This window comes from Lacticaseibacillus parakribbianus (genome assembly GCF_025490915.1).
GTDB classification, from domain to species: Bacteria; Bacillota; Bacilli; order Lactobacillales; family Lactobacillaceae; genus Lacticaseibacillus; species Lacticaseibacillus parakribbianus.
This window is the reverse complement of the sequence record NZ_JANQBA010000009.1, coordinates 12,528-25,454: the sequence shown is the minus strand read 5'-3', so window position 1 is coordinate 25,454 and position 12,927 is coordinate 12,528. Positions and strand designations below refer to the sequence as shown.

The window sequence follows — 12,927 nt, the reverse complement described above, 5'->3', positions numbered from 1 at the left end:
ACCTACATATTGAAACCAATTGCGTGCGTGCCAGCCGCGCGGCCGGCACGCAGAGGGAGTTAAACATGACATTCACCGACAATTACCAGGCAATCAACTGGGACCGCGTGAGCGACGATGTCGACAAGGCGACCTGGGAGAAGCTTACCGAGCAGTTTTGGCTCGACACCCGCGTTCCCGTGTCCAACGACATGGACGACTGGCGCGAGCTGGACGACGTTCACCAGTGGGTCGTCGGCCACGTCTTCGGCGGCCTGACCCTGCTGGACACGGTGCAAAGCCAAGACGGCATGCGGGCTTTGACCCAAGGCGCCATCACGCCGCACGAAAAGGCCGTGCTCAACAACATTCAGTTCATGGAAAGCGTCCACGCTAAGTCTTACTCGACGATTTTCTCCACGCTGAACACGCAAAGCGAAATCGATGAGATTTTCAAGTGGTCCGACTCCGAGGAGTACCTCCAAAACAAGGCCAAGTGGATCGTGGACTTGTACCGCAACGATCCGGATCCGCTGCACAAGAAGGTCGCTAACGTCTTCTTGGAAACCTGCCTGTTTTACTCCGGCTTCTACACGCCGCTGTACTACCTGGGCAATAACAAGCTCAACAACGTCGCCGAGATCATCAAGCTGATCCTGCGCGACGAGTCCGTTCACGGGACTTACATCGGCTACAAGTACCAGATCGGCTACAACCAGCTGAGTGCCGCCGAGAAGCAAAAGCAAGACGACTGGGCCTACGACCTGCTGTACAAGCTGTACGAAAACGAGCAGAAGTACGCGGGGCTGTGCTACGACCAGGTCGGCTGGACCCAAGAGGTGATGACCTTCGTCGAGTACAACGCCAACAAGGCCCTGATGAACCTGGGCAAGGACGGGCTGTTCCCGACGACGGCTAGCGACGTCAACCCGATCATCATGAACGGCATCAACACCACGACCTCCAACCACGACTTCTTCTCCCAGGTCGGCAACGGCTACCTGCTGGGGCAAGTCGAGGCGATGAGCGATGACGACTACAACATCGACGTGATCGCCGACCCCAAGGACGGTGACAACCAGTGATCAACCTGTTTTACGTGTCGATTTCCGGCAACACCCGCGCCTTTGTCAAGCGGCTGGTGGCCTATGCGAGCAAGGTTCACCAGGCCGACGCCAGCCAACCCGAGATTCATGCCGTCGAGTACACCGAGTCTTTGGACTCGGACATCATGGATCACCCGTTCTTTGCGATGGTGCCGACCTACCTGGACGGCGGTGACGGCATCAACAACGGCGTTCGCGAGGTGATGACCCTGGACTTTCGCGACGAGCTGGACCAGGCGGATCCGGCGAACCTGCTGGGCATCGTGGGTTCCGGCAACCGCAACTTCAACGCCCAGTTCGGCCTGACCGCCAAGCACTACGCCCGGCGCTACAACTCCCCGGTGATCGGGCTGTTCGAGCTGCGCGGCAACGACGAGGAGGCCGCTCGCATCTATACCGCCTTGTGCAAGTACCAGGTCGACTTCGCCCGGCGCGGGGTTAAACGGGCATTGGCGCGTTAATTCAACAGCAGGACCACTGCGAAGCAGCGGTCCTTTTTTGCCGGCTAAATTGAAAAAAAGCCCAAAATACTTGTGAATAAATGATCTGGCACCCACCGCTGGCGGCTGCTAGGTTGTGACAAGACACGAATTTCAAAAAATATTTTTGGAAAAATTATAATCGGCGACGTGGCGATGATAAAGCTTATGGCTGCGGCGGCGCGAGGGGGTGAGACCGGACATGCGGCCGCCAAAAGCGGGAATTAAATTAATGATTACCCCCGTGAACGAATTAAAGTAAGCGGCCTCAGGGCGAAGCGGCGGCCGGTGTGGTTTGCAACAGGCTTTGGAAGCTGTTATAGTTACAACATGAAAGTTACATAGCGGCTGGCTTTGAGCGGCCGCCCGCTGTGTGACTGTCACCCGCTTGACCCGGCGTGGGAACTGGGGCAAGCGATGATCCCGCACCTGCACTGTGGGATCGGCTTCGGCTGCTTGGGGCAGTGCGAGGAGGATTACCAACTTTTGTCAGTGAAAGAATCATGGGGGAACTATCTTTTTGAATAAATCTTTTGTTCGTGTGTTGACTGCTACCGTGACGACTTTGGTTGTCGCAAGTGGGGTTGTCTTTGCCTTGACCTCCAACGAAACCGCCGCGGAAGCCACGCCGACGCACGTTTCGGCCGTCTCTGTTCAGCGTTCGCACGAGACGACCGCGGCCAAGCCGGTCAGCCAGACCAAGACAACGTCGGCTGAGCACAAGGCCGCCGCCTCTGCCAAGGCGACGGATCAGGCCAAGGCCGCTCAAGACGCGAAGGCGCCTGCTTCAAGTAAGCAGGCGGCAGCGACCACCGCGGCCAAGGCGACCGCAGCGACTAAGACTAAGTCGCCGGCGGCGGCGACCACGGCGACTGCGGCGGCTTCAAGCACCACCGAGCGGGCCGCAACGACCGCGACGCACACGCAGGCCGCCCCTGCGCAGGCAACCGCCCAGACGACGGCGACCGCAGCGCCTGCACATCGCACCGCAACGGTCGCGCGCCGGGCAACGCCGGTTCGCCGCACCGCGGCGCCGGCGGCCGCAACCGGGTTCACGGTTGGGGGCCACAGCTTTGGCATTCGCGCGTTCAGCGGCGTTGGCCAAGTGCCGGGCGACAGCTACGTCTATCAGTGGACCGCCGTTGCCAACCACTACCTGATCGAGTACACCGGTGCGGCGCATGCCTACCTCGCCGGCGTCGGCATCGGCTCCGCGGTTAGTGTCAACGGCCATGTCTACCATGTCCGTAAGATTAGCTACAGCGTGGCCAACAACCAGGCCAGCGTCACCAACATGCTCGCGCAAAAACGCGCGATCGGTGGCATCTCGTTTCAGACCTGCGTCCCGAACGGGCAAGCCGTGCCACCTTTGAACATCTACTATGCCAACTAGACTTTCCGCCTCGGCCGTGCCGGGGCTTTTTTGATGCCGCCTGGGCGAGCTCAAAATTTGACGGTTGAAATAACGGGGCTTACACTGATTGTGGATGATTATTCTAGGACAGGGAGGCGGCCAAAGGCCTTGGTCGTTGCGCGTCCACTGCCCCAGAGGGAATGGCCGGAGCATAAGCATCTCCAGTACCCCCGCCCATACCAAGCCGAACCTGGCTTTCAACACACGTGTTTTCGCGTTACGGCGCCCCTCGCTGGGCCCGAATACCAGGGTGAACGCCAACACCCACGCGCAGTCTGACTGTCTCTCCTACTCGCTTGCGAGGTAGCTGCGGAGGGGCTCGGCGCGTGGCTTGTTTCAAGCGGCCTTGAACGCAGCACCACTGCGAGGTCAACACCGCAAGATTGCAACGAAGCAGCAAAAATACCGAGGCTGCCGGGGTTCTAGGACCCACGGTGGCTTCGGCGCGTCCGGTACATCGTTGCCGGACGTTTTTTGATGGCACCAAAAAAGCCTCGGCGGTCTGCCGAGGCGTCAGCGGCTGGCCTAGGCCCAGTCGCCGTTTCTGAAAATCGCCACGCGGGTGCCATCGGCCTTGACGCCGTCGATGGCCATCTGCGCCGAGCCCATCATGAAGTCGACGTGGGTGTCGGCGTCGTTGAGCCCGGCTTCGGTCAGCTGCGCCGTCGTCATGTCGGTGCCCCCCTTGATGCAGAAGGGGTAGGCTTGGCCCAGCGCCATGTGATCGGAGGCGTTCTCGTCGTACAGCGTGTTGAAGAAAATGATGCCCGACTGGCTGATCGGGGACGGATCCGGCACCAGCGACACTTCGCCGAGCGACCGCGCCCCGCGAATCGCCAGCAGGTGCTGAAGGGTGGCATCGCCGCGCTCGGCGTGGGCCGCGACGACCTGGCCGTGCTCGAAGCGAAACTGCATGCCCTCCAAAATGTTGCCCGCGTAAGACAGCGGTTTGGTCGAGGTGACCGTGCCGTCGATGCGCCGGCAGTCCGGTACGGTGAAGACCTCTTCGGTTGGCATGTTGGGAATGAAGGCCTCACCCCGTGGATTGCGGGCGCCGGCGGCCGTCCAGATGTGGTTGGCCGGCAAGCCGACGGAAAGCTTCGTGCCGGGGGCAGTGTACTCGAGGTGATCGAAGTTCTCCTGGTTGAGCCACGCCGCCTTTTCGTTCAGCTTGGCGACATGCGCGGCCCATGCGGCCTCAGGATCGTCTTGGTAGATGCGAACGGTTTTGAAAATCGCGTCCCACAGCTGGTCGACGGCCGCTGCGGCGGTGGCCGCTTCTGGGAAGACCTTTTGGGCCCACTTGGTACCGGCCGCCCCGGCGATGGTCCAGGAGATGCGCTCGGCGGAAATTGCCGCCGACAGTTTGGCGTAGACCTTTTGGAAACCGGCCTGGTAGCCGGCGACTCGCGCGTTGTCGATGCCGGCCAGGTTGTCCGGGTCGCTGGACATGATGGTGATGCGCTTGGCGTTGTGGGCCAGCCAGTAGTCCATCTGGGCCTGCACTTGCGGCGGCTGGTTTGCCAGTCGGTCGTCGGCGAGGTTGGCGATGTCCAGGCGGCGAATCGCGTCGTCTTGCCACCACATCGACACCTCGGCGGCGCCGCGGGCGTAGGCGGTTTCGGCGATCAGGTGGGCCAGCTCGGTCTGGTCGGTGCCAATCTGCAGGTAGACCGTGTCGCCTTGGCCGACGCCGGCGCCGAGGTCGACGATCAGTGCGGCGTACTTCTTCAGGTTCGCCTCAAAGTTGGGTAAAGTCATTTTGGTTGCCTCCTTTTGCGTGCGGCGTGGCCACACTGCCTTGATTTTACCATAATGGCGCTCGGCGCGGTGAATAACGGTGAGGCGGCACCGCGACCCGGCGACAAGGCGCATTCAAGCGTTATTTGTGAACGACGCGGTCTTGTTTTGGCGACCCCCAAAATACTTTTCGATAAGGATTGCGTTTTCCTAAGGCTTTGGTAAAATAACGATGACATCAGGCAAAGGTGTGCATCGCCTGGGTCGTGATTCAGAAGTGGGGGAACTTTATGGCTAGAAAGAAAACGATCACACGCGATCAGATTCTGACGGCCGCTTATGAGCTCGTTGTGGAGGAGGGGTTCAAGCGCTTCACGGCGCGGAACATCGCCCGGCGCATGGCGTGTTCGACGCAGCCGATTTACCTTGAATTCGCCAACATGGCCGAGCTGCGCCAGGCGGTTGTCGATCAGATCAAGCAGACCCTGACCAGCAAGCTGAGTCGGCGCTACACCACCGACCCGATTGTGGATCTGGGGCTTGCCTACATTAACTTTGCGCTTGATAATCAGGCGCTGTACCGCGCGGTGTTTGTCGAAGATCACTTCGGCATCGCCGCCATGCGGGCCTACGCGCTGGATCACGCCATCGCCAAGCTGGACGGCTATCCGCCGGCCGCGAAGCTTTCGCGAACCCAGCGGCAAAACGCGGTGACCGGGGTCTGGATTGTGGCGACGGGGATCGCCAACCTGGTTGCACCGGGGTTCATCGATATCTCACCGGAGCAGATGATCGCCATGCTCAAGGCGGTCACCTGCGACTTCATCAAAAACGACCGCTTCGGTGAGCAGGCGGTCGGCATCGACCTCACCGCAGCCGTGGCGGGGCGAGCCTAATTCAGTGTAAGCGTAAGGTCGAGGCGGGAGTGCCTCGACTTTTTTGGTGGCGCGACTGACGCCAAAACGGCGCCGGCCTCCAAAAGGAGAGCCGGCGCCGCGGGGCATGCTTATTTGCGTGTGAACTTGACCACGGCCTCGCACCGCGCGGTCTGGGGGAACATATCGACCGATTGGATGTAGTCGACTTGGTAGGCCCCCGTCAGCTTGACCAGGTCACGGGCGAGCGTCGACGGGTTGCAGGAGATGTAGACGAACTTCTTGGGCCGCGCCTTGAGCAAGGCGGTGATGAAGGCGGGCTCCAGTCCCGCTCGCGGTGGATCGACCACTACGGCGTCGGGCCTGAAGCCGGCCCGCAGCCACTGGGGAAACACGGTTTCGGCCGTTCCGACCTCGTAATGCGCGTTTTGAATGCCGTTTTGCGCCGCGTTGCGGTTGGCGTCGGCCACCGCCGCGGGAATCGTGTCCATGCCGCGAACTTCCTTGGCGTGTTGCGCCAAGCTGAGGCCGATGGTGCCGATGCCGGCGTATGCGTCGACCAGCGTTTCGTTGGGAGCCAGCGAGAGCGCTTCGAGCGCGGTTTGGTACAGCGTTGGGGTCTGGGACGGGTTCAGCTGCAAAAAGGCCTGCGGCGACAGCGCGAAGTCAAGTCCCATCAGCCGCTCGGTGATGGTGGCCTGGCCGGCCAGCAGCGTGCTGGTCGGCCCCCACACCAGACTGGTTTGATCTGGGTTGACGTTTTGCATCACCGTGACCACCGCCGGTAGCTCGGCTTGAATGGCGGCGAGCAGCGCGGCCTGGTGGGGCAGCTTGGCGGTGTGGGTGATGAGGGTTACCTGGACCTCACCGGTGCTGGCGGATTCACGCACCACCAGGGTCTTGACGATGCCGCGGTTGTGCTTTTCGTCGTAAATCGGGACGTTGAGCCGCTCGAGAATCTGGCAAAGCCGGGTGATGACGGCCATTGTTTGGGGCATCTGGGTCGCAAACCGCGTCAGTGGAACCAGGGTGTGCGACTGCGGGGCGTAAAGCCCGGCGACCACGTGGCCGTCGATCACGCGAACCGGGAACTGCGCCTTGTTGCGGTAGTGCAGTGGCTGGGGTGCGGCGATGGTCGGCCGCAAGTCGTAGTGCTGCCAGCCGGCCGGCTTGTACTTGGCCAGGCTTTGGGCGACGACATCGCGCTTGAAGGCCAGCTGTGCCGGGTAGGCGAGATGCGCAAGCTCGATGCCCCCGACCTTGCCGTACAGCGGGTCGACCGGCGTGACGCGGTCCTTGGACGCGCTTTTGACGCGGTGTGTGGTGGCCTCAAGGTAGCGCTCATGCACCGCGGTGACCGTGGCCACCACCACTTCCCCCGGCAAGGCGCCGGTGACGAAGGTGATCTTGCGCTTGTAGTAACCGATACCGGCGCCGTTGATGTCCAGGCGCTTGATGGTCAGCGGGAAGCGCTGGCCGACTGTGACAGAATTTTCCATGGTGTCCTCCTTGCGTTGCCTCCATTATACCCGATAATCCACCGGCGCGGCGGCTGGCGGGAAACTTGGCTTGCGCGTATAATGGGAGCAACAATGTTTCACCAAAGGAGCAGACCCATGGAGATTACGTACCCGCAAAACGGCCAGATGAGAGCACCGGTGTTCGTGTTTCACAACGCCGAGACCCATGTGCTCAGCCCGGGCCAGACCCTTGAGCTGACGGTTCGCCGCGGGGATGTGGTCAAGTTTCGCGTCGGCCGCTTCACCGCGACCCACCAGATCGCGTTCCAGTCGCCGCAGGCCAGCTTTGCCATCACGCCCAACAAGCAGTTGCAGCTCGCCTTTGTCGCCGGGATGATGATTCTGGCGGCGGCCTTGTATTGGTTCAAGCAGTTGAACAACGGTTGGCTGACGCTGCTGGTGGCCGTCGCGCTTGGCGGCTACGAGCTGATGAATTACTTCACCGGCTACAAGGCGGTGCCCAGCCACCACGGTCGCCGGGTCTGAACGCCGAACGCCCCGCCTTGGCGTAAGCCGGGCGGGGCGCGTGTTTTTAGGTGCGACGGGCGTGTTGCAGCACGGTCATCAGGTGGAAAAAGTCGTTGTCATCGGCGTCGGTCGCCCACTGGACCAGCTGGATGTGGGCCAAGGCGGCCTCGCCGTAGTAGGCGCGAAGGATGCCGGTGTCCGACAGCGCCGTGATGATGAGATCCGGGCGGTGCTTGGGGTCTGGAACCAGCAGCCGCACAAAGTCGAGCCCGTTGAGAAACTGCATCAAGTCGCGGTTGACGAAGGTGCCGCTGTCCACAAAGACCGCGATGTTGAGCATGTGATCCGCGTTGAGCACCGGGAACTCCGGGGCAATCACGCTGTACAAGTCGCGGTGCAGGCACGGGTAGTACTGGTGAAACACGCTGGCCGGGTCGCCCGGCGTCAGGCCGTTGAAGTAGCGGCGAATCAGCTGCGGCAGCCGGCCGTTGTCGGCGTCTTGCTCGGGCCGCCGCAAGAAGTCCAGCCGCTTGGCAAAGGCCCCGTCGGCCACGTAGCAGCTCAGGGCCATGCGGTGCAGGTTGATTGAAAGCACCGCGTGGCGTGACGGGGCGGCCTCGCGGGTGGTCGGATCGCTGGCGTCGATCATGGCGTCCAACAGCCCCGAAGCGAAGCGGCCAATCGCGTGATCCCCGGCGCGAAAGGCGGTCATGATGCGGTCTTGCACCGGGCTGACCGCGGCGTCAAAGGACAGAAAGTGAACGCGGCAGAAGTAGTAGAAGTCGCGCTCGGCTGCCCTGATCGGCTGCGGCAGCGTCGCAAAGCGTGACGGGGTGTAGATCAAAGGCGCAAGCGTCATCCCGGCGTCGGCGACAACGCCTTGCCAGCGCTTGTTCGGCGCCAGCGCGTGGCCGTTATCGAGCCGCAGGGCCTGGACCGCCAGCACCATCAAGTCGAGCTTGGTCGCGCGTCCGGGCGCAAACCACGTCGGGTCGGCGGCGGTGATGGCGGCAAAATCCGCCTTGGCCTGCTGGAAGCGCCGGGTGCCAAAGGGCCAGCCGACGCCGCGAAAGGCCAGCTGATAAAACGTCAAAAGCAACAGCCGCACCCGCAGCTCGCTGCCTTCAAGCGCCCAGGTGACGGCGTTCATGGTCACGCCGCACTGCGCCATGTAGGCTTTGAACGGGGCGATCTTGCGCCGCAGGGTCGGCAGGCTGATGCCCTCCTGCTGGCAAAAGGCGTGGACATCGAAGCCGCCGCTGCGAAACAGCTGGTCGAAGAAGCGAAAGGCGACCGTGTCGGCCAGCAGGTGGTAGCGGTACGTGTCGACCGACACGCCGCCGCCGACCGCGCGAAAGTCGGCTTCGTTGAGGTCGGCGATGGCGCGGTGCTGCATCAGCTGCAGCGCCACCATGATGTCTTGAAAGGCGTTGTAGGTCTGCGAGTAGCTGAGCTTGCTTTCGTGGGCCAGGCGGTTGATGGTGAAGCCGCTGTCCTGCAAGGCCTTCAGGTAGCGGAACACCCGGTAGTTCGTGCTGGCCCGCTTATCAAAAAAGTTATCCTCAAACACGCGTTTCACCCCGTCACTCCAAATTACTTGTATTATAACATAACTCACGTGAGCGCCGGTTCGCCGGCTGCTTGGAAAGGACTCGCCATGCCGACAATCACCAGCATCAGCGCCCAGAAACGGCCGGGTCGCTACAACATTTTCCTGGATGGGCACTACGCCTTTCCCGTCAGCGAAAGCACGCTGATCCAGTTCATGCTGGCCAAGGGGATGGCGGTCGATGCCCAGCTTGAGGCCGCCATCAAAACGGCGGAGGTCAACGCCGCGGCCAACGCGGTGGCGCTCGACTATTTGAGCCACCAGATGCGATCCATCAAGGAGGTGCGGCTGCGGCTGCAAAAAGAGGACCTGCCCAAAAGCGCCATTGACCCGGTGATCGCCCGGCTGGTCGACTTGCATTACCTGGACGACGCCAAGTTCGCCGCGGCCTTTTTGCACGACAACCTGTTGCTGGGCAGCCGCGGTCCCAAGCTCGCCAAGGCGGCGCTGGTTCAAAAAGGGATCTCCCAGGCGCTGTGCGAGCAGGCGCTGGCGGCGGTGCCGGCCAGCGATTGGGCCGCGGTGGCCGCTCGCGTGGCGGCCAAGGCCGCGCGGCAAAACGCGAGAAAGCCGCTCAACGACCGGCGCCAAAAAATCCGGCTGGCGCTGATGCAAAAGGGGTTTGACACCGACCAAAGTGCCGGGGCACTGGCCGGCTTGGCGCTTGAGCGCGACGTTGCCCAGGAGCAAACGGCGCTTGAGGCCGCCGCGGCCAAGCAGTGGCGGCTCAAGCGCCAGTACGAGGGCTACGAGCGGCGCAACCGGGTCAAGCAGGCGCTGTTTCGCAAGGGCTATGAGCTGGACGCCATCGATGCGGTGCTAACCGCGCTTGAGGCTCACGAGGCCGACTGAGGCCAGGCGCCGCGGCGCGATTTTGCGGTGGGGGCAAAGTTTGTTATACTGACTGTGAGAAAAACTGAAAGCGGGTTGACTATGCGGATCCCCAAGGAAGGCGACTACATCGCCATTCAAAGCTACAAGCACCCCGGGCTGCTGCACCGCACCTGGCGCGACACCATGGTGCTCAAGACCTCCGAGGACGCCTTAATCGGCTGCAACGACCACACGCTGGTCACCGAATCGGACGGCCGGCGGTGGCTGACGCGGGAGCCGGCCATCGTGTACTTCCACAAGCATTACTGGTTCAACGTGATCGCGATGATTCGAGAGGGCGGGGTGTCTTATTACTGCAACCTGGCCAGCCCCGCGACCATGGACCAAGAGGCGCTCAAGTACATCGATTACGACCTGGACGTCAAGGTCTTCCCGGATGGGGAAAAGCGCCTGCTGGACGTCGACGAGTACGAGGCGCATCGCCGCAAGTGGCAGTACCCGACCACTACCGACCGCATTTTGAAGGCCAACGTGCGGGTGCTGGTCGATTGGATCAACCACGGCAAAGGGCCGTTCTCGCAGGCCTACATCGACTTGTGGTACAACCGCTACCTGCAGCTTTCGCACCGGGTCTGAGCAAGGAGACAACATGACAGCATTACTGAATCAGGTACCACAAAAGTTCATCGGCAAGGTTTACACCGTGGTCGACAGCGACCAGATGGGGACGTTTTACGCCTGCTGGGAAGAATTCGCCCAAAACCACTGGTTTGATCAGCTCGACGCCCTGACGCCGGCGCCGAACCGCAGCTACATGGTGATTTTCTCGCCTTACGGGCAGTTCCAGTACTGGATCGGCAGCATCGTCCCAGACGACGCGAAGGCCCCGGTCGGATTCGAAAGTTTTCAGATGCCGGCCGGCACCATCGGCAAGACCGCGGCCAAGGCCTCGGGTGTGTTGAACCAGCTGCCGGTTCAGACCAGCTTCAACAAAGGGCTGGAAATGCTTGAAAAGGCCGGCTTCCCGATTCCCCAGCACATCGGCCAAACCAGCCACCCGTACTACTTTGAGCGCTACGACCTGACGAACGGGGCCGTGAGCGACGTGCAGTACATTTTGTACATCAACGAAGACGAGCTTGAAGGCTACGACGAGTTCGATTGACGACAACGCCCCCGCCTAATTGCTAGGCGGGGGCGTTGTGCTACAGGGTGAGGGCCATTTCGCGGTGCTGAATGCCGGCCTCGGTGAACTCGGGTAAAGCCGTCAGGTGGTAGCCCAGGCGCTTGTAAAAGCCGACCGCCTGGACTTGGGCCCCGAGGCGCAGCTCGGCTGCGCCGTGAGCCGCGGCGAACTCGGCCAGATGGGCCAACAGCGCCTCGCCGACGCCGTGGTGACGGTAAGGGGCAAGCACCGCCACGCGCTGGACGTGGTAGCCGTACTCGGCCGGCAACAGCCGCGCGGTGGCCAGGGCCAAGCCGTTCTCGTAGGCGACGAAGTGAAGCGCGTTGGCCTCGTTTGCATCGACTTCCAGGTCGTGGGGGACGCCTTGCTCCGTCACGAAGACGGTTTGGCGAATTGCCAAAGCGTCTTGGTAGGTTGCAGACGTCAGGTCACGGGTCACGTTGAATTCCATCACAATCACAGCTTTCATTAATAGTGACGCCATTATAGCATTCACAAGCCACCGTCACACCCCAAGGAGGCAAAAACATGTTTGAAAAGCTGCGCCGCTCCAAGCTGATGTACTGGTCGCTTGAGGCCCTGATCGTCGCGCTGCTCCTGATTGCGCTGTCGCACCTGAGCTTTTTGGTGGCGCCGATCGCGGCCTTCTTCTCGACGCTTCTGGTGCCGCTGATCACCGCCGGCTTCTTGTACTACCTGTTCAACCCGCTGGTTAAGCTTTTGGGGCGGCTGCACATTCCCCGAGGCGCCGCAATCGCCTTGGTGTTCGTGGCGGTTTTGTCCGGCTTTGTGCTGATCGTCGCTGCCATCATTCCCAACCTAGTCAACCAAGTGACGCAGCTGATCACCGGGCTGCCGGATTTTCTGGTCACGCTGCGGGCCTTCATTCACCGGCTGGCGCGTTACCAGTGGTACCAGCAATTCGACGTCGAAAGCGTCGTGGCCAAGCTCAAGGTCCAACCCAGCACCTTGCTCAACCAGGTGCTGGGCAACTTCTCCTCCGGGCTACCCGGGCTGATCGGCAGCGTCGCGGCCGTGGTGGTCAACGTGATCACGGTGCCGGTGGTGCTATTTTACATGCTCAAGGACGGCGACCGCTTGGTGCCGGCGGTACAACGCCTTTTGCCCGGGCGCTACCAGCAAGAGGTCGCCACGGTGTTTTCCCGGATGAACCAGACGCTGTCGCATTACATCGCCGGGCAGGCGATCGAGTGCCTGTTCGTCGGTACCTTCACCTTCATCGGCTACCTCCTGATCGGGCTACCCTACGCCTTTTTGTTGGGCTTCGTCGCCGGCGTCTTCACCATCGTGCCGTACCTTGGGCCGTACTTGGGCATCGCCCCGGCCCTGGCGGTGGCGGCGACCACTGGGTGGGGGCAGGTTGCCTTGGTGATCGTGGTGGTGCTGATCGTGCAGCAAACCGACGGCAACCTGATCTACCCCAACGTGATCGGGCGCAGCCTGGACATTCACCCGCTGACCATCATTGTCTTGCTGCTGGTCGCCGGCAACTTGTACGGCATCATGGGGACCATTTTGGCGGTGCCGGTATACGCCGTCGCCAAGACCGTGGTGTCTTACGCGCTGGAGCTTTACGCCTTTCACCGCACCCAGCGCAAAAAGGCCCAGCTACTGGGGGCCAAGCTGCACCGGCCTTGAAATCCGGCGGTGGGCTTGCTATACTCAATGCACCTTTGCCGGGTTTTGTGCCGGCAAC

The 12,927-nt window shown here is 61.7% G+C and carries 13 protein-coding genes; 9 read left to right on the top strand and 4 right to left on the bottom strand.

Features of this window, described 5'->3' with window-relative positions; genetic code table 11:
* Positions 1 to 65: 65 nt before the first annotated feature.
* The 3 genes from nrdF (at position 66) to NUH19_RS08535 (ending at position 2,957) form a co-directional block, all read left to right on the top strand.
* Positions 66 to 1,064: a class 1b ribonucleoside-diphosphate reductase subunit beta gene (gene nrdF / locus NUH19_RS08545; RefSeq protein ID WP_262316137.1), complete on the top strand. Its 999-nt coding sequence runs from the start codon at positions 66 to 68 to the stop codon at positions 1,062 to 1,064.
* On the top strand, positions 1,061 to 1,546 hold the full coding sequence (locus tag NUH19_RS08540; protein ID WP_262316136.1) for a class Ib ribonucleoside-diphosphate reductase assembly flavoprotein NrdI: 486 nt from the start codon (positions 1,061 to 1,063) through the stop codon (positions 1,544 to 1,546). Before nrdF ends, NUH19_RS08540 begins: the two co-directional genes overlap by 4 nt.
* Positions 1,547 to 2,084: 538 nt before the next feature.
* Positions 2,085 to 2,957: a hypothetical protein gene (locus NUH19_RS08535; protein WP_262316135.1), complete on the top strand. Its 873-nt coding sequence runs from the start codon at positions 2,085 to 2,087 to the stop codon at positions 2,955 to 2,957.
* Positions 2,958 to 3,503: 546 nt separating this feature from the next.
* On the opposite strand, the gene NUH19_RS08530 is transcribed toward NUH19_RS08535, so the two are convergent.
* Positions 3,504 to 4,739, bottom strand: coding sequence for an aminopeptidase (locus NUH19_RS08530; RefSeq protein ID WP_262316134.1), 1,236 nt, complete (start codon positions 4,737 to 4,739; stop codon positions 3,504 to 3,506).
* A 269-nt stretch (positions 4,740 to 5,008) separates the two neighbouring features.
* Here NUH19_RS08530 and NUH19_RS08525 point away from each other — a divergent pair, with 269 nt between their 5' ends.
* The gene (locus NUH19_RS08525) at positions 5,009 to 5,614 is read left to right on the top strand and encodes a TetR/AcrR family transcriptional regulator (RefSeq protein WP_262316133.1); all 606 of its coding nucleotides are present in this window, start codon (positions 5,009 to 5,011) and stop codon (positions 5,612 to 5,614) included.
* A gap of 110 nt (positions 5,615 to 5,724) precedes the next feature.
* On the opposite strand, the gene rlmD is transcribed toward NUH19_RS08525, so the two are convergent.
* Positions 5,725 to 7,092: a 23S rRNA (uracil(1939)-C(5))-methyltransferase RlmD gene (gene rlmD, locus NUH19_RS08520; protein WP_262316132.1), complete on the bottom strand. Its 1,368-nt coding sequence runs from the start codon at positions 7,090 to 7,092 to the stop codon at positions 5,725 to 5,727.
* Between the two features lie 117 nt (positions 7,093 to 7,209).
* Between rlmD and NUH19_RS08515 the strand changes: the two genes are divergently transcribed.
* Positions 7,210 to 7,599, top strand: a complete 390-nt coding sequence (locus tag NUH19_RS08515) for a hypothetical protein (protein WP_262316131.1) — start codon at positions 7,210 to 7,212, stop codon at positions 7,597 to 7,599.
* Positions 7,600 to 7,645: 46 nt separating this feature from the next.
* Here the strand turns inward: NUH19_RS08515 and NUH19_RS08510 are convergent, their stop codons facing one another.
* The gene (locus tag NUH19_RS08510) at positions 7,646 to 9,160 is read right to left on the bottom strand and encodes a helix-turn-helix domain-containing protein (protein ID WP_262316130.1); all 1,515 of its coding nucleotides are present in this window, start codon (positions 9,158 to 9,160) and stop codon (positions 7,646 to 7,648) included.
* A 78-nt stretch (positions 9,161 to 9,238) separates the two neighbouring features.
* Here NUH19_RS08510 and recX point away from each other — a divergent pair, with 78 nt between their 5' ends.
* The 3 genes from recX to NUH19_RS08495 all read left to right on the top strand — a co-directional run bounded on the left by recX (position 9,239) and on the right by NUH19_RS08495 (position 11,189).
* Positions 9,239 to 10,042, top strand: a complete 804-nt coding sequence (gene recX / locus NUH19_RS08505) for a recombination regulator RecX (RefSeq protein ID WP_262316129.1) — start codon at positions 9,239 to 9,241, stop codon at positions 10,040 to 10,042.
* A gap of 81 nt (positions 10,043 to 10,123) precedes the next feature.
* Positions 10,124 to 10,660 carry a nucleoside tri-diphosphate phosphatase gene (gene ntdP / locus NUH19_RS08500; protein ID WP_262316208.1) on the top strand — a complete coding sequence of 179 codons (537 nt, stop codon included), beginning with the start codon at positions 10,124 to 10,126 and terminating at the stop codon, positions 10,658 to 10,660.
* Positions 10,661 to 10,673: 13 nt separating this feature from the next.
* Complete coding sequence (locus tag NUH19_RS08495) at positions 10,674 to 11,189, top strand: GyrI-like domain-containing protein (RefSeq protein ID WP_262316128.1); 516 nt, start codon at positions 10,674 to 10,676, stop codon at positions 11,187 to 11,189.
* Positions 11,190 to 11,229: 40 nt separating this feature from the next.
* Here the strand turns inward: NUH19_RS08495 and NUH19_RS08490 are convergent, their stop codons facing one another.
* Positions 11,230 to 11,661 carry a GNAT family N-acetyltransferase gene (locus tag NUH19_RS08490; RefSeq protein ID WP_338085556.1) on the bottom strand — a complete coding sequence of 144 codons (432 nt, stop codon included), beginning with the start codon at positions 11,659 to 11,661 and terminating at the stop codon, positions 11,230 to 11,232.
* 77 nt (positions 11,662 to 11,738) lie between these two features.
* Here NUH19_RS08490 and NUH19_RS08485 point away from each other — a divergent pair, with 77 nt between their 5' ends.
* On the top strand, positions 11,739 to 12,869 hold the full coding sequence (locus NUH19_RS08485; RefSeq protein ID WP_262316126.1) for an AI-2E family transporter: 1,131 nt from the start codon (positions 11,739 to 11,741) through the stop codon (positions 12,867 to 12,869).
* Positions 12,870 to 12,927 lie beyond the last annotated feature (58 nt).